This window comes from Brevibacillus sp. AG162 (assembly GCF_006715575.1).
Lineage (GTDB): Bacteria > Bacillota > Bacilli > Brevibacillales > Brevibacillaceae > Brevibacillus > Brevibacillus brevis.
In genome coordinates, this window is record NZ_VFNO01000016.1 from 57,140 (window position 1) to 78,878 (window position 21,739).

Here is a 21,739-nt window from a genome sequence, read left to right on the forward strand (position 1 = left end):
ATGGCAAAGAAAATCGATAATTTATTCGGCTCATCTCGGTTTGTATTACCAGAACAGCGCGAGCTCTATCTGCAAATGAAGGAAGACGACAAACTCGTACCTATGCCTATACTTGAGCAGGATGAACTTGCAACATTTGACTACCTACTACGGGATGCACAGCAAAAAGAAAAAGCAGTATCAATCACATGGTGGCGACATAAGAAAGACGAGCTAGGCACTATTTGCACTATGTGGGGTGCAGTGCCAGAGATCAATGCGAATACAAGAAAAGTAAAGCTTTTAACAGTTGAGGATGTCCAATGGATTAACATGGAAAGAATAATCGATGTGAGCACTTAAACAATACATTTTACTGCCCGCCACTATATTAATGGGAAGGCGGGTTTTTGTTGTTTGCGATTATATTTGGGCAACTTTTCATTATTTGGTAAAATGGAATCACAAAATAGATTTCTATGAAGGGATGGGGAGTTCTAAGTGACTATTGTTATAATCATCGTTGCAATCATAGCGCTTGCGGGATTAGCGAGTTTTATCGTCAAGAAAAAAATGGGTTACATTGGAATGGTTCAGACTAACTACGTTAGCGGAATAAAGGGACTGTCAGATGGAGTGAAAGTGACGTTGCATCTTTATCCTGACAAATTAGCTATTAACAACAAGCAATTCATTTCACTAGAACGAATAAAGTCAGCGAAAGCTTTTAACGAGGATCAGCTACAAGAAAAACAAAAATCCGTAATCAAGCGTGCTATCGCTGGAGGAATTCTTTTAGGTCCATTGGGCGCAGTTGTTGGAGGAATATCTGGTGTTGGGACAAAAACCAAACAGCAACAGGTACTATTTATGACTCTTGATTACACATCAGTAGACGGCAATGAGGAAAATGCAATTTTTGTTTCTGATGTCGCAGCAGAAAAAATGGCTCTTTTAAACTTTGCGGCTTCTTTAAACAAAAAGATTGGTAACGAGGAAAAAACATATCAGAATACATACGAAGTCTAATGGATTATGTACGATGAAAAGCCTTCTTCCAAAAACGGAGGAAGGCTTTTTTGTGCAAACATTGCAAACCAAATTGCAAACCGTCGTTAAGGAACTGCTTGGAACACAAAGGGATGGAAAATACAATTAAAAGGTATGGAATCAGGATTCTTCACGACCTCAGAACAAGAGAGGGAATCCAGAGGAATGCAGCAAAAAGATGTTCTTTATATTTTTAGCATGCGTTATGGTGTTAGGGATCGGTGTCAGCAGTTATGGTAATGAATTAAGCCCTGCGGCAAACGATTCTGCCGAGAGCATTAATCAATCCATCACATCGCTGAACTACGATACCCGCAATGAAAACATCAACTTCAGGATGCAAAACGGCACTTCCTATACGTCGTCAAACTGATGCTGCACATTCACGTTCTTCTCATCATTTCGATTATGGTAGGGAGCTTGTGCGCGATGCTTTGGAATCTCCAGCCAGAGGAGCAGCTTAAACAGACACAACAAGAAAGGGTGTATCGAGCAGCGACGGTTATCTTCCATTAAAGAAGAGCTGGCGTTTCTAAAACGATGGTGAAAGCAAAAGTCTTTCTTATTTGTCTACTGGTCCTTTTATTGGTTACTTCTGCACTGGGAGCTTACCACTTGTACGCAATGGAAAGGGCGATTGCCCGTGGAATCTATGCTGACTTACTGGATGATATGCAGGACATCGGGTATTTGGAGCCGACGTTAGCAGATTACTATCTTCTGAAAATGAAAGAACTGGGTTGGGAAGTGACAGAGGATGCGTTTGCCGGGAGCTGGCCTCGAACCGAGAGCGAGCGAGCTCGCAAAGAGACACAGGAGGCGATTACCTTGTCAGTTACTATCCAGCCTTCAAAAGTGACCCAATGGCTGCACAAATTTGTGGAGGGGGATACATCCTTTTCCTTTACGGGAAGCCGTCCGTCCGAATACTTTGATCCAGGGTGGTAGTGCATGAATAAAATGATTAGCATTTTGGCAGTAATGGCTATTGTATTGCCTTTGACGGTAGGTATGCTTCTCACCGGTCCGCAAAATCTCCTTTCGGCATGCACGCAGTTTTTCGGTGATTTGCTCGCTGAAGTAACGCGTTTTGGTACAGGCTAATGGGTCAATTAATCGCTGTGATTCTGAACATTATGGTTATGCTACTCGTTCCATTAGGACTTTTACAGGTACATACGGTCGTTCAGGCCAGAAACGAATTATTGGAAGTGAGCGCGGCCGCTACGAAATACGTCAGCAACCACGGGGGGACGAGTGAAGGCAACTTGCAACAAGAGGTTCGGGCACTAATCGCTCGGGAGCTGAGGGAGAAAAAGTTCTCCATTCCAGATCAGGATCTGTCTGTCAGTGTCATTCGCACTCGTTCTTTTGATCCCGTCCTGTGGAGCCACGAAGATGAGTTTGTCGTGGAGCTGGCAATTCCATACCCCCGCTTTACCTCCTGGATTCCAATGCCGGCTGATTCCTTGCAAGTCCAAAGAATAGGTACGGTTAACATCATGGACTACGATCTGTAAAAGCTCCCATTAGGAGGCTATCGTTACGGGTATAAATATCTTATCCATTTCTACGATGCTGTTCTTTTTGATGGTAGGTATGTTTATTGTAGATGCAGACATCGCCATGCAGAAAAAAACAGAAATGAAGATACTCTTGGAGTTGTCTAATCATCACGCAACATTTGCTGTCGATCCAATATTGAAAACAGAGGGTGTAATTGACCTGCTCGAAGACGAGGCTCTCAAACGTTTTGATGACAGAATGTACGAGAACGGTGGCTACCGTCGTGAGCAAGCCATGTTCGTCCCTCAAGCAGACAGTGTGACCACTGATCCCATTCCTTTCTCACGCTATTATGTGGATTTCCGATCGTGGCGCCATGACCTCCAATTACGCCTACAGTACAATGGGACAACCCTCGTGACAGAGCGAGCAACGAAAGGACCAGTGCGTCCGGGAGGTGGAATGCTGCAAATTACTGTTGTCACTGAGCGTGGGGAGGAACTGCAGCTCGCACCGAAGACAATGGTCGGTCCATCCCATGTCGTAGTTGCCTACATCGACGAGCGACCGTTTCTGCCAATGCTGCCGTCGCATTCGTTTCCAGTCGTATCTGTAGAAGAACTGAAAGATTAGTCAGACTTATTTACAAATTGCAAATTCTTCTGGTACTATGTAGGAAAGTGCTTACCCAGCTTGCGATTGTGAGGAAGTCGCTCTCCGAACATCCCGTTTGCCGGTCCGTTAAGCATAGTAAAAGTGGGGTTATTAATTTGTTTGATAAAGATACCATTTATATCGTAGGCGATGCACAGTCCTCTTCGAACAATCCGATTACACAGCAATTCAGTGCTTTTTTTATCGGATTGGTTGTCGATACTTCCAACGACAAGATCGTAGATGCGGCCTGCTCCTCCACGGTCCAACTGACGTCTGACTTTGCTCGGTCGATCTTTATCGGTCATTCAATTATGGCGTCGGAGGAAATTGGCGAAGAGATTCGCTTTCGGTATTTTGGATCTTCCCAAAAAACATTGATTGCAGCGTTTAAGGACGCGCAAAAGAAGTACAAACAAGCAGTTTCCGCGAGAAATAAAGCCACAGTCACCAAATGAATACACCCGCTGCTTTATTTATTCGTATGCACGGCATACACGTAAGTAAAACCCAGCAAATGCCATGATCACGCGCATTTGCTGGGTTTTTTGCTTATTACGAGAGGTCAGTTTTTGATGAAAAGGAGGAGAGTCCTTGCTATCTTTTGTCTTCCGCAGATTTATCTCCATGATCGTGACGTTATGGCTCATCATTACCCTCACCTTTTTCCTGATGCATGCCGTTCCAGGATCTCCTTTTGAAAGAGAAGGAAAGGCATTAGACCCAGCGGTGGAAGCTAACCTCAATGCCTACTACAACCTGGATAAGCCGCTACTGGTCCAATACGGGCTGTACTTACAAAAGCTGGTGCAATTTGACCTCGGGCCATCTCTTGCCAACAGTTCAGATACTGTCAACAAAATGATCGCCCGTGGATTCCCCGTCTCTTTTCAACTCGGTCTGATTTCTGTCGTCTTTGCGATTGTCACCGGTATCGCGCTTGGTGTGATCGCCGCACTACGGCATAACCGTCTCATTGATTACCTTGCCATGATTATTGCTGTTATCGGGATATCTGTTCCCAGCTTTGTTGTCGCTTCCTTATTAATCAAATATTTGGCGGTCGAATGGAAGCTGTTGCCGACCGCAACGTGGGGTACCTGGCAGCATGTGATTATGCCAGCGCTGGCATTGGCGTTTGGTCCGATTGCGATTATCGCTCGTTTGACTCGTACCAACATGCTGGAAGTGTTGACCCAGGAATACATTGAAACCGCTCGCGCAAAAGGGCTGTCTCCGGCGACGATTGTATTGAAGCACGCACTTCGCAATGCGATTTTGCCTGTGGTCACGCTTTTAGGCGCACTAATTGCCAACGTTTTAACGGGAAGCTTTGTGATCGAAAAAATATTTGCGATCCCTGGGATGGGGAAATACTTCGTCGCTGGCATTAATAACCGTGACTATTCCGTCATTATGGGAACGACTGTCTTCTATAGCACACTTTTGATATTCCTGATGTTTGTCGTCGATGTACTGTACGGCATCATTGATCCACGAATTAAGCTGCATCGAAAGGAGAGCGAAGGATGATCGTTTCTGATGATTTATTTATCCCCATGCGCAAAGACAACCTCAATGCGGAAGCGATTGTGCGACCTCAACTGACGTTTTGGCAAGAAGCTTGGCTTCGTCTGAGAGGAAACAAGCTGGCTCTGATGGGGTTGGTGGTGATTATCTTGCTTGGGGTTATGGCTACGATTGGACCGATGATCTCTGGTCATGAATACGCTAAACAGTCGATTATTATGAAAAACAAGCCGCCATCTGAAGCGAACTGGTTTGGTACCGATGATTTTGGCCGTGATGTGTTCACTCGTGTTTGGTATGGTGCGCGCATTTCCCTGTTTGTCGGTTTGACAGCAGCACTTATCGATTTTTTCATTGGTGTCTTGTATGGAGGAATTGCCGGATATTTGGGCGGGCGAATCGATAATATCATGATGCGCTTCGTCGACATTTTGTACGGACTTCCTTATTTGTTGGTTGTGATTTTGCTGATGGTCGTCATGGGGCCAGGACTTTTAACCATTATTATCGCGTTAAGTGCGACAGGCTGGATCGGGATGGCACGGACTGTGCGTGGTCAGGTCCTGCAAATGAAAAACTCGGAGTACGTACTGGCGGCAAAAACAATGGGAGCAAAGCCTTTCTACATCATTCGCAAGCACCTGCTGCCCAACACAATTGGCATCATCATTGTCTATGTCACGTTATCTGTTCCATCAGCCATTTTTGCAGAGGCGTTTCTGAGTTTCCTCGGTCTCGGTATTCAGGCGCCAAAGGCTAGCTGGGGTGTAATGGCTAACGATGGGCTCTCCACAATTTTGTCCGGTCATTGGTGGCGACTCTTTTTCCCTGCTTTCTTAATCTCGCTGACGATGCTTGCGTTCAACGTACTCGGTGACGGCTTGCGCGATGCGTTCGATCCGAAGTCAAGGAGGTAGGCAACATGGATAAAATGGAAAAGCTGCTGGAAGTCAGTGGGCTTCGGGTCACATTTAAGACGCATGGCGGTGAAGTGAACGCCGTTCGGGACGTGAACTTTACTTTGAACAAAGGGGAGACACTGGCGATTGTTGGTGAATCCGGATGTGGGAAGAGCGTGACTGCAAGGAGCATCATGCGTCTGATCCCGGAGCATATCGGAAAAATCGCGGGTGGAAGCATTCATTTTAAAGGGCAGGACCTGGCAAAGCTGCCGGAAAAGCAAATGCGTGAGCTGCGTGGGAAAGAAATCTCCATGATCTTTCAAGATGCGATGACGTCACTCAACCCGACCATTACCATTGGTGAGCAGATCATGGAAGGAATCATTCGCCATCAAAAGGTTGCAAGAAGCGAAGCCAAGCGGCAAGCGATTGAAATTCTCACCTTGGTCGGGATCGCCAATCCGGAAAGTCGTCTCAAGCAGTACCTCCATCAGTTCAGTGGCGGGATGCGCCAACGGATCATGATTGCGATTGCGCTCGTATGTAAGCCGTCCATTCTGATTGCGGATGAGCCTACGACAGCTTTGGATGTAACGATTCAGGCGCAAATCATCGAGCTGTTCAAAAGCATTCAGCTAAAGACGGGGGTCTCGATCATTATTATCACGCATGATTTGGGAGTCGTCGCCAAGATTGCGGATCGGGTCAACGTGATGTATGCCGGAAAAGTGGTAGAGTCCGGACCTGTTCGCGACATTTTTTACAATCCGCAGCATCCGTACACCAAAGGCTTGCTGGCGTCGATGCCTCGTTTGGATGCGGATCGCTCTATTCCGTTGAGTCCCATACCTGGAACCCCCCCGGATTTGTTCAGTCCGCCAATTGGCTGTGCATTCGCTGCGCGCTGCGACTACGCGTTGGAAGTATGTCGGAATTACCAGCCTGCGGAGACCCATGTCCATAGCAGACACGCGGTTTCCTGTTGGTTGCAGGACCCGCGGGCGAAGAAGTTGCTGGCGTCGATGCAACCGCCAACGGGGACCTGATTCATGGCTGTCGAGGGCAGTGGTCAAGCCTGGCTTCATTCATGTAAAAGAGGGTGTCGTCTGACGGCGCTATCCTTTTACGTCATACAAAAACAAAAAAATAAGGGGGAAGAAACAGTGAAAAAACTATCAACATTGTTGCTGACGGCTACGCTCGGTGTGTCCATGCTCATGGCTGGATGTACATCGGGTCAACCAGCTGCACCGAGTGAGCCTGCACCAGGTAACACGGCTCAGCCAAACGCTCCGACGCCGGGCGATCAAGCGGCAAAGCTCCTGTTGCTGAACAATATCAAGGAACCGACGTCATTGGACCCGCCGATTGGCTTCGATGAGCCGTCCTATAACATTTTGAACAACTTGATGGAAGGCTTGACTCGCTTGGATGAAAATCAAAAGCCTCAACCGGCGGCCGCTTCCGAGTGGACAATCTCCGAGGATGGCAAAACCTACACCTTTACCCTGCGTGACAACAAATGGTCCAATGGTGAACCGGTAAAGGCTCAGGACTTCGAATTCGCGTGGAAACGCATGCTTGATCCTGCACTGGCATCTCCGGCAGCATCCCTCGCGTACATTATTGAGGGAGCGGAGGCATATAACAGCGGTAAAGGTCCGGCGGATGGCGTAAAAGTAAAAGCGGTGGACGACAAAACACTAGAGGTCGTGCTCGCTCAACCAGCTTCCTGGACGCTCCTGTTGGCATCCAACCCAGCTTTCTTCCCTGTGCACAAAGCAACCGTTGAAAAAGATCCGAAATGGGCAGCAGAAGCCGCAAGCTTTGTTGGAAATGGACCATTCAAGCTGAAAGAGTGGGCACATGACAGTGAACTGAAAATGATGAAGAGCGATACGTACTGGGATGCCGCAAACGTAACTCTGCCTGGTGCCGTTTGGAAAATGATCGATGACGAGAATACCGAGTATCAAATGTTTACGAACGAAGAGCTGCACAGAACGACAACCGTTCCTGCAGACATGGCAGACCAATTGTTTAAAGAAGGCAAAGTATTCGTGCGTGACGGAGCAGGTACAGAGTTCTATCGTTTCAACGTAACGAAGGAGCCATTTGATAACGCCAATATTCGTAAAGCCTTTAGCTTGGCGATTGACCGTCAAACGCTGGTTGACCTGGTGCTGATGCGTCAGCAAAAACCGGGAACAGGCTTCGTATCGTATGGTTTGCCTGATGCCAACGGTGAAGGACAATTCCGTGAAGTAGGCGGAGAATTGGTGAACTTCAACCCAGATGAAGCGAAGAAGCTCCTGGAACAAGGAATGAAAGAAAAAGGCTACACAAAGCTGCCAGAGGTTACACTCACGTACCGCAGTGGAACGGCTAATGAAAAAACGGCACAAGCCGCGCAAGAAATGTGGAAGCAGACACTGGGAGTTGATGTGAAGCTGCAAAAAGTAGAAGGCAAAGTTTTGACGGATATGCAAAAGCAATTGCAGTATCAAATTGCTCGTTCTTCTTGGTTGCCTGACTTCGGTGATGCGATCAACTTCCTCGATATTTTCCAATCGAAGGCAGCAAGCAATCGTACGGGCTGGAGCAATGCGCAATTCGACAAGCTGATCCAAGACGCATACAAGGAGCCAGACGATGCAAAACGTCTGAAGCTGCTGCATGATGCAGAAAAAATCTTGTTGGATGAAGCACCAATCGCACCGCTTTATTTCTACAACACTTCCTTGCTCTCAAGCGAAAAAGTAAGTGGTGTACAAAGCTCTTCACTTAGCTACACAGACCTGAGAAAAGCTGTCGTGAAGTAAGAAAGAGTGAGTTGGGAGAAGTCATTTCAGGCGGCTGGAATGACTCTCCCCCCTTTTTTGCTAGAATTTTTAATAGTGCTATAATTTAGTATGTCTATTAGAAAAAACACAGCTAAAGAAAGCACGAGTGCTGGAGAAGATGGAGGAAAACATGATTATTCAAGCCATCGAAGTAAAACGAATATCTGTTCCATTGAAAAAGCCTTTTAAAACGGCTTTGCGTACGGTGCATAGTCTGGAATCGATTCTGGTGAAAATCACCTGCGACAACGGTATGGTCGGGTGGGGCGAAGCTTCAGCTACTGTCGTCATTACCGGAGACAGCATCGAGAGTATCGAGTCGGCGATTATGAATACAATGAGACCTCAGCTCATCGGCTTGAATTTGCTTGCCTATGAACGAGTTTTCCAAACCCTGCATCAATCCATGGTAGGAAATACGAGTGCGAAGGCAGCGGTAGACATTGCATTGTACGACCTCATTTCTCAGCGCGCAGGAATGCCGTTGTATCAATTCCTGGGTGGCTACCGTGACCAATTGGAGACTGACTATACCGTCAGCGTGAACTCCCCGAAAGAAATGGGTGAGGATGCGGCTGCCTATCTAAAGCAAGGCTTTCACGTACTGAAAATCAAGGTCGGCAAGGACAATATCGAGGATGACATTTTGCGCATTCAGGAAATTCGCAAATCCGTGGGCAATCAGGTGAAGATTCGTCTTGATGCCAACCAGGGATGGAATGTAAAAGAAGCGGTGCAATCCATTCGCAAAATGGAAGACATGGGTCTTGGCATCGAACTCATTGAGCAGCCTGTAAAAGCGCATGATCTGGAAGGCTTGAAGCGGGTAACAGACTCGGTCGATACGCCAATCATGGCTGACGAGAGTGTGTTTTCACCAGCGCAGGCCTTGCAGGTTTTGCAAAACCGTGCGGCGGACCTGATTAATATCAAGCTGATGAAGGCTGGCGGCATTTACAAAGCACAATTGATCAACCAATTAGCTGAAGAGCACGGTATCCCATGCATGGTTGGCAGCATGATCGAATCGCGTCTGGCTGTATCAGCAGCAGCTCATTTTGCAGCCAGCAAGAAAAACATCACCCGCTTTGATTTCGATGCTCCGTTGATGCTTTTGCACGATGGCATAGAAGGTGGCGTAACATACGAAGGTCGCTTGATGCGCATGCCAGAAGAGTCTGGGCTCGGTATTCGTTCCGTCAGCCTGTGGGAGGGGGAGAACTAAGATGAAATCTGCCATTGTTTCTGTCTCTGTCGCCACTGTGTGGACCAAGCCGGAGTCGCCGCGTGATATTGACCAAGTGGCACTCCACTCCCCGGTTGATGCACGAAGCTGGCTCGCTTCCCTTACTGTTGACGAGAAGCTTGGTTTTTACGACAATAACGCGATTCAAACCCAAGCGCTGTACGGTACGCGCGTAGAGGTAGTGGAGGAGCAAGGGGAATGGTCACAAATTCTGATTCCTGATCAGACGACGAACAAAAACACAACAGGCTATCCGGGCTGGGTTCCTTCTCGCCAGCTAGCACCGTGGTCAGATGCTTTTCAGGTACAGCAGGGCCAAAAGCTGGCGATGGTCACGGCGGCGTTTACCCGTCTACATACAGCCGACAAAAAGCCAGACATCGAGCTTGCGTTTTTGACCAAACTGCCGCTGATTGAGGAAACCGCTGACTGGGTAACGGTAGCGACACCGAACGGCACAGGACTTTTGCCAAAAGCAGATGTACAAATCGTGAAAGCAAACGAGCCCATTGAGCTGTCCGGCAATCGTGGAGAGGCAATCGTAGAAGCAGGTAAGCGATTCCTCAACCTGCATTATTTATGGGGCGGCATGTCCTCTTACGGGTATGATTGCTCGGGATTTGCGTACAACATGCACCGATCTGTCGGTCTCCAGATTCCGCGTGATGCATCTGATCAGGCAAAAGCAGGACAGCTCGTGGAAAAAGAAGCTTTGCTTCCGGGCGATCTGCTGTTTTTTGCCCATGAAGAAGGGAAAGGCAGAGTTCATCACGTAGGCATTTACATGGGGAATGGTGAAATGATTCATTCTCCGGATTCGCGAAGTGCCATCGAGATCGTCAAGCTGGATGGCTACAAGCTCGAAAAGGAACATTGCGTCTCCAGACGATACTGGTAAACGGATAACGGGGAGGAGTGGCCAGATGCAACGAAAGAAGCTGGTCCAGGTAAAGAACCTGACAAAAACCTTTACGTTGGGTAAAGGGCTCTCACTTACGGCAGCGGACAATGTTTCCTTCGATATTTACGAGGGGGAAACGTTTGGACTGGTAGGGGAATCTGGCTGCGGCAAATCGACCACAGGCCGTACAATCATTGGATTGTATCAACCGACGACAGGTGAGGTCATTTTTGACGGGCAAAACGTCCATCAGGCATCATCTGCTGAGCGGAGCAAGCTGACACGCCATATGCAAATGATTTTTCAGGACCCGTATGCTTCTCTCAACCCCCGAATGAACATTGCGGAAATCATTTCGGAGGGCCTGCATCTTAATGGGCTATATAAAGGGAAGGAACGAATGAAACGTGTGATTGAGCTGTTGGAGATGGTTGGTTTGCAAAAAGAGCATGCCAACCGTTTCCCGCACGAGTTCAGTGGTGGTCAGCGACAGCGGATAGGGATTGCGCGGGCGCTTGCCGTCAATCCTACCTTCATCATTGCCGATGAGCCGATTTCCGCACTCGATGTTTCGGTTCAGGCACAGGTCGTTAATTTAATGAAGAAATTGCAGCAGGAACAAAAGCTGACGTATTTGTTTATCGCGCATGATTTGGCGATGGTCAAGCACATCAGTGACCGTATTGGCGTCATGTACTTGGGCAATATGGTCGAGATGACTGCCAGTGAAATCCTTTACGAATCACCGAAGCATCCTTACACGCAGGCGTTGTTGTCGGCCATTCCTGTCCCCGACCCCGATTTGGAGAAAAGCCGTGAGCGCACTATTATCGAAGGTGACGTTCCCAGCCCGATCAATCCACCTAGCGGCTGTGTGTTCCGTACGCGCTGTCCGGTAGCCAAAGCTGTATGCGCCGAAAAGAAGCCCATCTGGCAGGAAGTGGACACCAACCACTTCGTCGCCTGTCACTTGTATCAGTAGTCTTTGATTTTATCAGAAGATTCGACATTGTCTTTTTGCCATCCTTCGTTAATGGGGATGGCTTTTTCTTCATAAACTTTTAACTCTAACCTATGAAAAGGCTTTCATCAACTATTCGGAGAGGAGAACTGTTAATATTCTGTTAACTGGCAGGAATTGAACAGGTTTTGTCGAAATACGGATACAGTAAAACATTCCGTGACTCACCTACTTCATCGTGAACTTCCATTCCAGAGAAGTGAGGGTTGCATATGACTCTGAGTACCTCCTCGTTCCATTCAACTCCCCGTCGCTGGCGGGAAGTGGAGACACAGTTGGGGATTGTTGTCCCTAGATCGCTTCGATCGGACACTTCTGCTCTACTGTTTTTGGAAAGCGTCGCTGCAACACCCATGTTGGACAAAGAAGAAGAGCTTGCTTGCCTGATTCGCTATCAAAGGGATGGCGATCTTGAAGCACGTGAAACGATTGTGCGCGCCTATTTACGATACGTAGTTAGTACCGCTTTGCGCCATTTGAAAAGAGGGATGCCGTTCCTGGATTTGATTCAGGAGGGCACGATAGGTTTGTTTACCGCGATTGACAAATTTGATGTGGGACGTGGCGTGCGTCTCTATCATTACTCGCACTGGTGGATCTCTCAAGCGATCACCCGTGCCATCAACGACAAAGCAACTTTGATTCGCATTCCTGTCCACATGCATGAGCAGATTCGCCAGTATCAGAAGCAAGTACTACATCTCGTCCATGCTTTGAACCGTACGCCAGATCGGCAGGAGATTGCCGTACTCTTGGATATTCCATTAGAAAAGGTGGAGGCCATCGAACTGGCTTTAATGATGAAGATGGAATCCATCGACGCTGAGCTGGATAGTGAGAAATGGCAGGCTTGGCATGAGGATGAGAGCTTGAGCTACGCAGAAATCATGGATGATGGGTTGTCCTCTCTGGATGACTGGATTGAAAAGGTAGACCTTCGCTCGCAAATGCGCGCAGCGTTGGAGCGGCTTAGTCCCCGCGCTCAAGAAATTATCTCCATGCGTTATGGTCTCTATGATGATCAAGTGTATACGCTGGAAGAAGTGGGGAAAATGTTTGGTCTTACCCGTGAGCGTATTCGCCAAATTGAAGCGACGACGATTGACCGATTGCGAACGCAAAAGGCTTCACACGTATTAAAAGATTATTTAACCTAACATAGGATTTGGTTATTACGGCCCCTCTTCGCACAGAGGGGTTTTTTTCTGTCAGAAATGGTCGAATTCTCAAAGTGTCAGACTCACAGCCGGAGAAGCGTAGTCTTTTTCTCCTTGTGGTAAACTGGTAAGATAGCTTCATGATTTTTTCGCTATGTTTAAAGAGGGAGTTCGAAAAGGAGGATCGCTACATGGGCGATTATATGATAAGAGCAACTGGTTTTAATGGGCATGTTCGCGCATTTGCCGCACGCACGACAGAATCTGTCGAAGATATGCGTCGTCGTCACGACATGTGGAATACAGCGACAGCAGCAGCGGGACGTACGCTGACCATTACCTTGATGATGGGGGCTATGTTAAAAGGAAACGAGAGCCTCTATGTCAAAGTAAAAGGAGGCGGACCAATCGGGCAAATCATCGCGGAAGCAAACGCACATGGTGAAGGAATCGCTTATGTATCCAACCCGCACGTCCACTTTGAGCTAAACGATAAAGGCAAGCTCGATGTAGCGCGTGCAGTGGGAACAGACGGGTTTGTGTACGTGACGAAAGATCTCGGTCTCAAGGAGCCGTATCAAGGCAGTGCGCCGATCGTCTCTGGTGAGATTGGGGAAGACTTCACTTATTATTTTGTGATGTCCGAGCAAACGCCTTCAGCAGTAGGTGTGGGTGTACTGGTTAATCCTGAGGACCGTTCTGTTTTGGCTGCGGGTGGATTCATTCTTCAGCTGTTGCCGAATACGCCAGAAGAGGTTGTAGCAGCCATTGAAGAACGCTTGGGGCAGCTTCCACAGGTTTCTCGCATGATTGGCGAAGGTTTGACTCCTGAAGAGATTTTGGCCCGCGTATTGGATGAGCCAAAAATCCTTAGCCGCACGGAGATTCAATTTAGCTGCAAATGTACAGCGGATAAGGTTGTTCAGGCACTGATCAGCATGGGACGCGAAGAAATGGAAGGTCTGATTGAGGAACAGGGCGAAGCTGAAGTACACTGTCATTTCTGTAATGAACGTTACCATTATGACAGATCCGCGTTGGAAGACATCCTGAAAGACATGTAAGCGCGGCGTCAAGTAGGGGAGTGTTGGCATGACCAACGTAAAAGGGTTGTGGGCATTCATTGGGGCGCTTGTATTGTTGCTGCTTGCCGTTACCTGGGCATGGTACCAGGCATCAGGCAAGCTGCAGCCTGCCGCCATCGTAGGGGATAAGACGATTAGCAACGATGAGTATGTAACGGCGCTGAAACAAAAGTTCGGTAAGCAAGTACTAAACGACATGATTAATCGGGAAGTCGTTTTTCAAGAGGCGAAGCGATCCGGTATCACGGTTGATCCGAAGCAGCTGGAGCAAGAGCTTTCCCAGATTCGCGACAGTTACGGCAGTCGGACAGACAGCGAGTTTGAGGCTGCGCTGTTAAAACAAGCGGGTACGACCGTGGAAGCCCTGAAGCAGGAGATTTCTTACCAAATCCTGCTGCAAACCCTGGCAACGAAGGACATGACCATCAAGGATGAAGAAGTGCTAAACGTCTACAATAGCCGATCTGACCGCTATACCCGACCGATGCAGATGCGTTTAGGACAAATCGTGGTGGCTTCGCAAAAAGAAGCGGAGCAAGTGTTGGCTGATTTAAAAAACGGGGCCGACTTTCAGACGATTGCCAAAGAGCGCTCGATTGATGCGGATTCAGCGGTAAACGGCGGCGATGTAGGCTGGGTTTCCATCAAGGATAATCGATTGCCTGACGAGGCGAAGCCCATTGTAGAAAAGCTGGAGAAAAACAAATATAGCGAAGCGATCAAAATAGAAGATCAATACGTCATTTACCAACTGACAGAGCGCAGGGAAGCCAGTCAACGGACGTTTGAAGAGGTAAAAGATGAGCTGCGCCGAGAAATCGCATTTGCCCAGGTCGAGTCGCTGGATGTCGTGCTGGAGCGATTGCGAAAATCGGTAGGGGTCCAGATTTCTGGGCAAATGCCTCATTGACCAAATAGGCTACCGTTGATATAATTATGTCAATAAATCCTAGCGTTTTACTCGGTTATTAAAAATAGGAGGGGCAGAACATATGCGCGTGGCTAATTCCATTACCGATTTGATTGGATTTACTCCGCTTGTGAAGCTGAATCGTGTTGTCAGCGAAGATATTGCAGACATTTATTTGAAGCTGGAGTTCTTCAACCCGGGCAGCAGTGTAAAAGACCGAATTGCGTTGTCGATGATTGAGGCAGCAGAGGCAGATGGAAGTCTGAAACCGGGTGATACCATCATTGAACCTACGAGCGGAAATACCGGTATTGGACTCGCGATGGTTGCTGCTGCAAAAGGATATCGTGCTATTCTTGTCATGCCAGAGACGATGAGTATTGAGCGACGCAATCTGTTGCGTGCGTATGGTGCGGAGCTGGTTCTCACACCAGGCAGCGAAGGGATGGGCGGAGCGATTCGCAAAGCGGAAGAGCTGGCGAAAGAAGATAGCTCGTATTTCATTCCGCAACAATTTAAAAACCTGGCAAACCCGGCCATTCACCGTGAGACAACTGCTCGTGAGCTGCTGGACCAAGCAAAGGAAATCGGCGGCGTAGATGCGTTTATCTCCGGTATTGGTACAGGCGGAACGATTACGGGTGTAGGGCAGGTTCTTCGTGAACACTATCCGAATGTACAAATCGTGGCTGTTGAGCCTGCGGCTTCGCCAGTTTTGTCTGGCGGCAAACCAGGACCACATAAGATCCAAGGTATCGGGGCTGGGTTTGTTCCAGAAATTCTCGATACACAAATTTACGACGAAATCATTAAGGTAGAAAACGAGGACGCTTTTGAAACCGCGCGTCGTGTTGCTCGTCAGGAAGGGATTCTCGGCGGGATTTCTTCTGGAGCAGCGATCCATGCGGCCCTGCAAGTAGCAGCGAAGCTCGGCAAAGGCAAAAAAGTGATCGTTGTCATTCCTTCGAATGGGGAGCGTTATTTGTCCACGCCTCTGTATCAGTTCGAAGATTAATTGTAAAAAAATACCGCATGACCACGGAGCGCTATGTTGGCGACGTGGTCTTTTCTTTTTGTGTCAGGCAACTATATAATGAACGGATAAATAGTGAAAACCGGAGCGTGAAGAGGAAGAATGTTCCCTACCTTTGCTGATTGCCAGGCGTACGCCTTATCTTATCCGTTAGTTCCCCTTGCCCTGCGTAAACCGTGGTCTTCGACGATTGATCCGTGGCAGGTGCTCACAAAACTACAGCCTTCTCTGCAAAATGCTGTCCTGTTGGAAAGTGGACGAGCTGGGCGGTATACCTTTTTGGCATATGAGCCTATCGCTACGCTGCGCAGTCAGCGAGGAGAAACTATCGTTTCGTACCCAGAAGGGAAAATCGAGAGCATAGAGACTCACAACCCATTGAATGCTTTACGAGAGCTGATGTCTCGTTACCGTACGCCTGCGCTTCCAAGTATGCCAGATTTTGCTGGAGGCGCCGTAGGCTATATTAGCTATGAGATGAACCGCTTTTTTGAGCCTAGCTTGCCACAGATCGCGACTGACGACTTACAGTTGCCAGACCTGTATGTTATGATAATGCAAGACCTTCTTGTCTTTGATCATGAGACCCGAGAGATCATTTGCCTGACGCATTTGAGCGCGGACAATTTGACCGAAGAGAGCTATCGACAAGCAGCACTTCAGCTGGAAAAACGCATGGACTCGATTGCTTCATTGGCAATGGATCGCGATGAGGCAGACTGGGAAGCTTTGCGCAAAAGACCGCTTGCCAAGCTAGTGCCAGCGTCAGTATCCTTTGCCAAAGACCAATTTGAGGATGCCGTTCGCCGGGTGCAGGAGTACATCGCCCAAGGGGATGTTTTTCAGGTCAATCTGTCGGTACGGCAAAGCAAGCCGGTGCAGGTGACTGCCCCAGAAGTATACGATGTGCTTCGCAAGCTGAATCCGTCTCCTTATATGGGCTATCTGAGCTTCCCTGAATTTCAATTGGTTAGTGCCTCGCCAGAGCTACTAGTAAAAGTAAAAGGCAAGGAAGTGCATACGCGTCCGATTGCCGGTACACGACCGCGTGGATTAACGGACGAGCAAGACGATGCATTGGCACGTGAGCTGATTGATAATGAAAAGGAACGCGCAGAGCATGTCATGCTGGTTGATTTGGAGCGCAATGACATGGGCCGTGTCTGTCGCTTTGGTAGTGTGGAGGTTAGCGAATTCATGGTCGTGGAGAAATATTCCCACGTCATGCATATCGTCTCTCACGTTAAAGGAGAGCTGGCAGCAGGCAAGGATGCGCTTGATGCGATCGAAGCGACTTTTCCGGGAGGTACCATCACCGGAGCGCCAAAAGTTCGCACGATGGAAATCATCGAGGAGCTGGAGCCAGTCAAGCGAGGCGTCTACACGGGATCAATCGGCTGGTTTGGCTTCAATGGTGATATCGAGGTCAACATTGCCATCCGCACCATGGTGATCAAGGATGGCGTAGCTCATGTGCAGGCTGGAGCGGGTATCGTGATTGACTCGGTTCCAGAGGCTGAGTATGCCGAGTCATTGAAAAAGGCAGAAGCGTTGTGGAAAGCGCTTGAGTTGAGCGAGCAGAGAACGATGAGTTGAGAGGAGATGAGTGTACGATGATTTTGATGATTGATAACTACGATTCCTTTACCTACAATTTGGTGCAGTATGTGGGAGAGCTTGGGGAAGAGCTGCAAGTGTATCGCAATGACAAAATTACACTGGAAGAAATCGAACGATTGGCACCGGATTACTTAATGGTGTCTCCAGGACCGTGCACGCCAAATGAAGCGGGGATCAGCATGGATGCGATCCGCCATTTTGCCGGAAAAATTCCGATTTTGGGTGTTTGCTTGGGTCATCAGTCCATTGGGCAAGTGTTTGGTGGAAAAGTCATTCGGGCTGAGCGCCTGATGCACGGAAAAACGTCGGAAGTTTTCCATGATGGCAAAACTATCTTTCAAGACATTCCTTCTCCCTTTACGGCGGCACGCTACCATTCCTTGATTATTGAGGAAGCGTCCATTCCGAGTGAGCTGGAAGTAACCGCCCGGACAGCCGAAGGCGAAATTATGGCTGTGCGCCATCGGGAGTACCCAATCGAAGGGGTCCAGTTCCACCCTGAATCGATTATTACCGAGCACGGCAAGCAATTGCTGAAGAACTTCCTTACCGCATACGCGCGCCATACGACAGGTTAACACATAGATACGACAGGAAAACCGCCTTTTTACGAGGGCGGTTTTTTATTTACATACTCTTTATATAACATTCATGGTTCCTCGATATACGGCTTGTACAATGAAACCGAAGAAGGCAAAAAAGGAGAGATAGTAAATGGATGTAAATCGTCGACAGTTTTTGACTTATCTCGGTGTAGGGACAGCGGCGTTGGCTTCGGTAGCAACAGGAATTCCTGCCCTGGCAGCTGGCGGTACCCTATCAGGAAAAACGGCTGATCATCTGTTTGGTCTCGATACAAAAAAACATAACTTCAATCCGAAATTCAAAGAAATTCATCCGACTACAAAAGACGACGTTGTACTGCCGGACGGCTTCAAATACGATGTAGTGGCTTCCTATGGCGATAAAATCAATGCAGCAGGAGATACCTTCGGGTTCAACAATGACTTCACCTGTTTCCTTCCAATCGAAGGCAAGTCCGATCATGGCCTCTTGTGGGTGAATCACGAATATTTAGGTGAGTTGGAATATTACGTGAATGGCTATGACTACTTGAATGCAGATGCAGATGACAACAAACGTACCCCTGAGCAAATCAAGAAGTACTTGTATGCACTGGGCGGTTCCATTATTGAAATCAAAAAAGAAAATGGCAGCTGGAAGCTTGTTTCCGATTCCGAATATGGCCGTAGGGTAAGCGGGCTGACCAAGCATGTACTGACTGGCCCAGCAGCTTCTATTGCCAAAGAAGTAACCGGAACATTTGCGAACTGTTCTGGCGGTGTCACGATGTGGAATACAATTCTTTCCTGCGAGGAAAACTACATGGACGTCGTCGGTGATTGCAAGCTGCCTGAAGCCAAGCATTATGGTTGGGTTGTTGAGGTAGATCCATTTGATCCGAAGTCGACTCCGAAAAAGCATACAGCGCTGGGCAGATTCTCCCACGAAAACACGGCAATGGTTCTGGCTCCGACTGGACAACTGGTCGTCTACATGGGCGATGATGCGAAAGACCAATACGTGTACAAGTATGTATCCAAAGGCAAGTACGATCCGAAGGCAGGGAAAAACAATTCCAAGCTGCTGGAAGAGGGTACACTGTACGTTGCCAACTTCGGTAAGGGCAAGTGGATTGCATTGGATTTCGCAACAAATGAAGCACTGCAAAAAGCAGTCGATGCAGATGGCAAACCGATGTTTGCTTCTCAGGCTGACGTGCTTCTCAACTGCCGTGATGCATCCAAAGCAGTAGGGGCTACCCCGATGGATCGCCCAGAAGACCTGGAAGTTCATCCGATTGATGGTTCCGTCTTCATTGCCTTGACCAACAACGACAAGCATGGCAACTTCTACGGACAAATCGTTCGCCTGTTCGAGAATGACAACAACCATGCAGGCTTGGAGTTTACGTTTGAGATTTTTGCAGCAGGCGGACCACAAAGCGGTTTTGCGGCGCCAGACAACATGGCTTTCGACAGCGCGGGTAACCTGTGGGTCGTGACAGACATCTCGTCTTCGTCGATGAACAGCGGCATTTATAAATCCTTTGGAAACAATGGGGTGTTCTTCATTCCAACAACGGGTAACAGCAAGGGAGAAGCCGCACAATTCGCCTCTGCACCAGTAGGCGCTGAAATGACAGGTCCTTGGTTCACCCCTGATGAAAAAACACTGTTCCTGGCGGTGCAGCATCCAGGTGAAAACCTGAAGTCGTATGACAAGCCGACCAGCCACTGGCCTAAAGGCGGAAATGCAGTAGCCATGCCGAGCGTGATTGCTATTACAGGTTTCTAGGATAAGGAGTGTAACAGATTATGCTGTCGAGCATCGGTATTCCTGGATTAATTCTGATCCTGATTATTGCTTTGGTGATTTTCGGACCGAGTAAACTGCCAGAGATCGGTCGTGCTTTTGGACGAACCTTAACCGAATTTAAAACCGCAGCAAAAGATTTGACCAAAGACGATGATGAAAAAGAAAAGGCTCCAGAAGAAGCGTTGAAACGAATCAACTAATCCAGCCTGAGAGAAGGCGGTGCGTACACGAGACGCACTGCCTTTTTCCGCGCATGAGGAGGAGTTCGAGTGAGCAAAGAGATGCCTATACTTGAGCATGTTACAGACCTGCGCCGCAGGATTTTGATTGTGCTGTCCGTTCTTGTTGTCAGTATGGTTATCTGCTTTTTGTTTGTGGATCATATTTATTTGGCGTTAGCGAATCATTCAGGGGAAAAGCTGGCGATTCTTGGGCCGGGAGATATCCTGTCGATCTATGTAAAGCTGGCCGCAGTCGGTGCGCTCGCGATTACAATCCCGGTTGCCGCTTACCAAGTTTGGCGCTTTGTGGTGCCCGCATTGGAAGAAAGAGAGCGAAAAGTGGCGCTTATGTATATCCCGGCTCTATTCTTGCTGTTTATTTTCGGGCTTTCCTTCGCCTACTTTGTGCTCTTTCCGATGATGTACAAATTTGTGTTGGGGCTATCCAACGGGAATTTTGAACTGGTCATTACAGCGAACGATTACTTCACCTTTATGCTTAATCTGTGCCTGCCGTTTGGGTTGCTTTTTGAACTGCCGGTTGTCGTTTTGTTTTTGAGCCATTTGGGGATTCTCAACCCGCATCGTTTGGCTAAAATGCGCAAACCCGCCTATTTGGTGCTCGCGATTATCTCGATTACCATTACGCCGCCTGATTTTCTTTCCGATATTATGGTAATTGTGCCACTGATCGTTTTATATGAAATCTCCATTACTATCTCGCGTTTCGTACACGGCAAACGTACGCAGGAGACAGCGCTTTCCCCGGAAAATATGATATGATGCTCTCGAATATATTATCGGGAGAGAGCGAAGATGCACGTTTATGTAAATGGGACGATTTGTCCGGCTCACGAGGCTACAGTATCGGTATTGGACCACGGGTTTTTGTACGGTATTGGTTTGTTTGAAACGTTACGTGTATACGACCGCAAGCTATTTCTATGGGATGCTCATTACGCCCGGCTTTGTTCCGGGCTTTTTGCGTTGCAGATTCAACCTGCTTGGACAAAGGAAGAGCTGGCTTGCGCCATTTTGATGACCATAGATGCCAACGAGTTGCGTGATGCTTACGTCCGCTTGAGTATTACGGCTGGCGCAGAAGGAGTAGGCTTGGTAGCAGGGGGGTACGAGCGTCCGTCCTTATTCGTATTTGCCAAACCCGTAGCACCTTTGGCAGTACCTCCTCCGCCAAAGCGATTGCAGACATTGGCGTTGGCTAGACAGACAGCAGAAGGCCAGCAGCGTTTTAAATCGCATAATTACTTAAACAATGCTCTTGCACGCCAAGAGCTCGGCGCCCGTCTCGATGTGGAAGGTCTGTTTTTGACGCATGATGGCTTCGTGGCGGAAGGAATTGTGAGCAATGTGTTCTGGGTCAAGAACGGCAAGTTGTTTACCCCTTCTATTGATACGGGCATTCTTGATGGTGTGACGCGGCGACATGTTTTGACTTTGGCACAGCAATTATCGATGCCTGTCGAAGAAGGTCGATATCGCTTGGAAGATCTGCTCAACGCCGATGAAGTCTTTACGACAAATTCCGTGCAAGAGATCGTTCCGATTACCGAAATTGACGGGCATTGTGTCCCTTCGCCATATGGTACATATTCGCGCGAACTGCACCGCGCCTACCGTCAGTCTGTAGCGGCTAGCGAGTAAATTATGGTATGCTACTATTCAATGTGCGAAGACGGAAAAA

At 48.2% G+C, this 21,739-nt stretch carries 24 protein-coding genes; all 24 read left to right on the forward strand.

Annotation, left to right across the window (positions count from 1 at the left end):
• The gene (locus FB479_RS29560; protein ID WP_142067604.1) at nucleotides 1–342 is read left to right on the forward strand and encodes a YolD-like family protein; all 342 of its coding nucleotides are present in this window, start codon (nucleotides 1–3) and stop codon (nucleotides 340–342) included.
• A 138-nt stretch (nucleotides 343–480) separates the two neighbouring features.
• On the forward strand, nucleotides 481–1,008 hold the full coding sequence (locus tag FB479_RS29565; protein ID WP_142067605.1) for a hypothetical protein: 528 nt from the start codon (nucleotides 481–483) through the stop codon (nucleotides 1,006–1,008).
• A gap of 645 nt (nucleotides 1,009–1,653) precedes the next feature.
• On the forward strand, nucleotides 1,654–1,977 hold the full coding sequence (locus FB479_RS29575) for a hypothetical protein (RefSeq protein ID WP_255438828.1): 324 nt from the start codon (nucleotides 1,654–1,656) through the stop codon (nucleotides 1,975–1,977).
• 3 nt (nucleotides 1,978–1,980) lie between these two features.
• Nucleotides 1,981–2,133 (forward strand): hypothetical protein, encoded by a 153-nt coding sequence (locus FB479_RS30720; protein ID WP_185746448.1) that lies wholly within the window; start codon nucleotides 1,981–1,983, stop codon nucleotides 2,131–2,133.
• Nucleotides 2,133–2,549: a hypothetical protein gene (locus FB479_RS29580; protein ID WP_106656106.1), complete on the forward strand. Its 417-nt coding sequence runs from the start codon at nucleotides 2,133–2,135 to the stop codon at nucleotides 2,547–2,549. Before FB479_RS30720 ends, FB479_RS29580 begins: the two co-directional genes overlap by 1 nt.
• A gap of 55 nt (nucleotides 2,550–2,604) precedes the next feature.
• Complete coding sequence (locus FB479_RS29585; protein WP_142067608.1) at nucleotides 2,605–3,168, forward strand: hypothetical protein; 564 nt, start codon at nucleotides 2,605–2,607, stop codon at nucleotides 3,166–3,168.
• Nucleotides 3,169–3,305: 137 nt separating this feature from the next.
• Nucleotides 3,306–3,647 (forward strand): DUF3870 domain-containing protein, encoded by a 342-nt coding sequence (locus tag FB479_RS29590; RefSeq protein ID WP_142067609.1) that lies wholly within the window; start codon nucleotides 3,306–3,308, stop codon nucleotides 3,645–3,647.
• Between the two features lie 136 nt (nucleotides 3,648–3,783).
• Nucleotides 3,784–4,722: an ABC transporter permease gene (locus tag FB479_RS29595; RefSeq protein ID WP_106656104.1), complete on the forward strand. Its 939-nt coding sequence runs from the start codon at nucleotides 3,784–3,786 to the stop codon at nucleotides 4,720–4,722.
• Nucleotides 4,723–4,748: 26 nt separating this feature from the next.
• Nucleotides 4,749–5,636: an ABC transporter permease gene (locus FB479_RS29600; RefSeq protein ID WP_370511717.1), complete on the forward strand. Its 888-nt coding sequence runs from the start codon at nucleotides 4,749–4,751 to the stop codon at nucleotides 5,634–5,636.
• A 5-nt stretch (nucleotides 5,637–5,641) separates the two neighbouring features.
• Nucleotides 5,642–6,667, forward strand: coding sequence for an ABC transporter ATP-binding protein (locus tag FB479_RS29605; protein WP_142067611.1), 1,026 nt, complete (start codon nucleotides 5,642–5,644; stop codon nucleotides 6,665–6,667).
• Nucleotides 6,668–6,784: 117 nt separating this feature from the next.
• Nucleotides 6,785–8,443 carry a peptide ABC transporter substrate-binding protein gene (locus FB479_RS29610; RefSeq protein WP_142067612.1) on the forward strand — a complete coding sequence of 553 codons (1,659 nt, stop codon included), beginning with the start codon at nucleotides 6,785–6,787 and terminating at the stop codon, nucleotides 8,441–8,443.
• A 151-nt stretch (nucleotides 8,444–8,594) separates the two neighbouring features.
• On the forward strand, nucleotides 8,595–9,689 hold the full coding sequence (locus FB479_RS29615; RefSeq protein WP_142067613.1) for a dipeptide epimerase: 1,095 nt from the start codon (nucleotides 8,595–8,597) through the stop codon (nucleotides 9,687–9,689).
• A gap of 1 nt (nucleotide 9,690) precedes the next feature.
• On the forward strand, nucleotides 9,691–10,608 hold the full coding sequence (locus tag FB479_RS29620) for a C40 family peptidase (protein ID WP_106656099.1): 918 nt from the start codon (nucleotides 9,691–9,693) through the stop codon (nucleotides 10,606–10,608).
• Between the two features lie 25 nt (nucleotides 10,609–10,633).
• Nucleotides 10,634–11,593, forward strand: a complete 960-nt coding sequence (locus FB479_RS29625) for an ABC transporter ATP-binding protein (RefSeq protein WP_007725224.1) — start codon at nucleotides 10,634–10,636, stop codon at nucleotides 11,591–11,593.
• 251 nt (nucleotides 11,594–11,844) lie between these two features.
• Nucleotides 11,845–12,789 carry a sigma-70 family RNA polymerase sigma factor gene (locus FB479_RS29630; RefSeq protein WP_088910250.1) on the forward strand — a complete coding sequence of 315 codons (945 nt, stop codon included), beginning with the start codon at nucleotides 11,845–11,847 and terminating at the stop codon, nucleotides 12,787–12,789.
• Nucleotides 12,790–12,980: 191 nt separating this feature from the next.
• A complete protein-coding gene (hslO, locus tag FB479_RS29635; RefSeq protein WP_106656097.1) occupies nucleotides 12,981–13,853 on the forward strand; it encodes an Hsp33 family molecular chaperone HslO in 873 nt (290 codons plus the stop codon).
• A 28-nt stretch (nucleotides 13,854–13,881) separates the two neighbouring features.
• Nucleotides 13,882–14,784 carry a peptidyl-prolyl cis-trans isomerase gene (locus FB479_RS29640; RefSeq protein WP_142067614.1) on the forward strand — a complete coding sequence of 301 codons (903 nt, stop codon included), beginning with the start codon at nucleotides 13,882–13,884 and terminating at the stop codon, nucleotides 14,782–14,784.
• 82 nt (nucleotides 14,785–14,866) lie between these two features.
• A complete protein-coding gene (gene cysK, locus FB479_RS29645; RefSeq protein WP_106656095.1) occupies nucleotides 14,867–15,799 on the forward strand; it encodes a cysteine synthase A in 933 nt (310 codons plus the stop codon).
• A 120-nt stretch (nucleotides 15,800–15,919) separates the two neighbouring features.
• A complete protein-coding gene (locus FB479_RS29650) occupies nucleotides 15,920–17,413 on the forward strand; it encodes an anthranilate synthase component I family protein (protein WP_142067615.1) in 1,494 nt (497 codons plus the stop codon).
• Between the two features lie 17 nt (nucleotides 17,414–17,430).
• Complete coding sequence (pabA, locus tag FB479_RS29655) at nucleotides 17,431–18,015, forward strand: aminodeoxychorismate/anthranilate synthase component II (RefSeq protein ID WP_056493388.1); 585 nt, start codon at nucleotides 17,431–17,433, stop codon at nucleotides 18,013–18,015.
• Between the two features lie 136 nt (nucleotides 18,016–18,151).
• Nucleotides 18,152–19,795, forward strand: coding sequence for a PhoX family protein (locus tag FB479_RS29660; protein WP_142067616.1), 1,644 nt, complete (start codon nucleotides 18,152–18,154; stop codon nucleotides 19,793–19,795).
• 20 nt (nucleotides 19,796–19,815) lie between these two features.
• Nucleotides 19,816–20,016, forward strand: coding sequence for a twin-arginine translocase TatA/TatE family subunit (tatA, locus tag FB479_RS29665; protein WP_017247013.1), 201 nt, complete (start codon nucleotides 19,816–19,818; stop codon nucleotides 20,014–20,016).
• A gap of 69 nt (nucleotides 20,017–20,085) precedes the next feature.
• Nucleotides 20,086–20,820 carry a twin-arginine translocase subunit TatC gene (tatC, locus tag FB479_RS29670; RefSeq protein ID WP_106656092.1) on the forward strand — a complete coding sequence of 245 codons (735 nt, stop codon included), beginning with the start codon at nucleotides 20,086–20,088 and terminating at the stop codon, nucleotides 20,818–20,820.
• Nucleotides 20,821–20,853: 33 nt separating this feature from the next.
• Nucleotides 20,854–21,699 (forward strand): aminodeoxychorismate lyase, encoded by an 846-nt coding sequence (gene pabC, locus FB479_RS29675; protein ID WP_106656091.1) that lies wholly within the window; start codon nucleotides 20,854–20,856, stop codon nucleotides 21,697–21,699.
• Nucleotides 21,700–21,739 lie beyond the last annotated feature (40 nt).

What these genes read in the sequence shown, in the direction of transcription:
- FB479_RS29600 (WP_370511717.1), top strand. Translation starts at nt 4,749, where the DNA reads ATGCGCAAAGACAACCTCAATGCGGAAGCGATTGTGCGACCTCAACTG.
- FB479_RS29585 (WP_142067608.1), top strand. Translation starts at nt 2,605, where the DNA reads ATGCTGTTCTTTTTGATGGTAGGTATGTTTATTGTAGATGCAGACATC.
- FB479_RS29640 (WP_142067614.1), top strand. Translation starts at nt 13,882, where the DNA reads ATGACCAACGTAAAAGGGTTGTGGGCATTCATTGGGGCGCTTGTATTG.
- FB479_RS29580 (WP_106656106.1), top strand. Translation starts at nt 2,133, where the DNA reads ATGGGTCAATTAATCGCTGTGATTCTGAACATTATGGTTATGCTACTC.
- hslO (WP_106656097.1), top strand. Translation starts at nt 12,981, where the DNA reads ATGGGCGATTATATGATAAGAGCAACTGGTTTTAATGGGCATGTTCGC.
- pabC (WP_106656091.1), top strand. Translation starts at nt 20,854, where the DNA reads ATGCACGTTTATGTAAATGGGACGATTTGTCCGGCTCACGAGGCTACA.
- FB479_RS29605 (WP_142067611.1), top strand. Translation starts at nt 5,642, where the DNA reads ATGGATAAAATGGAAAAGCTGCTGGAAGTCAGTGGGCTTCGGGTCACA.
- pabA (WP_056493388.1), top strand. Translation starts at nt 17,431, where the DNA reads ATGATTTTGATGATTGATAACTACGATTCCTTTACCTACAATTTGGTG.
- FB479_RS29575 (WP_255438828.1), top strand. Translation starts at nt 1,654, where the DNA reads ATGGAAAGGGCGATTGCCCGTGGAATCTATGCTGACTTACTGGATGAT.
- FB479_RS29615 (WP_142067613.1), top strand. Translation starts at nt 8,595, where the DNA reads ATGATTATTCAAGCCATCGAAGTAAAACGAATATCTGTTCCATTGAAA.
- FB479_RS29620 (WP_106656099.1), top strand. Translation starts at nt 9,691, where the DNA reads ATGAAATCTGCCATTGTTTCTGTCTCTGTCGCCACTGTGTGGACCAAG.
- FB479_RS29560 (WP_142067604.1), top strand. Translation starts at nt 1, where the DNA reads ATGGCAAAGAAAATCGATAATTTATTCGGCTCATCTCGGTTTGTATTA.
- FB479_RS29650 (WP_142067615.1), top strand. Translation starts at nt 15,920, where the DNA reads ATGTTCCCTACCTTTGCTGATTGCCAGGCGTACGCCTTATCTTATCCG.
- FB479_RS29660 (WP_142067616.1), top strand. Translation starts at nt 18,152, where the DNA reads ATGGATGTAAATCGTCGACAGTTTTTGACTTATCTCGGTGTAGGGACA.
- FB479_RS30720 (WP_185746448.1), top strand. Translation starts at nt 1,981, where the DNA reads ATGAATAAAATGATTAGCATTTTGGCAGTAATGGCTATTGTATTGCCT.
- cysK (WP_106656095.1), top strand. Translation starts at nt 14,867, where the DNA reads ATGCGCGTGGCTAATTCCATTACCGATTTGATTGGATTTACTCCGCTT.
- FB479_RS29630 (WP_088910250.1), top strand. Translation starts at nt 11,845, where the DNA reads ATGACTCTGAGTACCTCCTCGTTCCATTCAACTCCCCGTCGCTGGCGG.
- tatA (WP_017247013.1), top strand. Translation starts at nt 19,816, where the DNA reads ATGCTGTCGAGCATCGGTATTCCTGGATTAATTCTGATCCTGATTATT.
- FB479_RS29625 (WP_007725224.1), top strand. Translation starts at nt 10,634, where the DNA reads ATGCAACGAAAGAAGCTGGTCCAGGTAAAGAACCTGACAAAAACCTTT.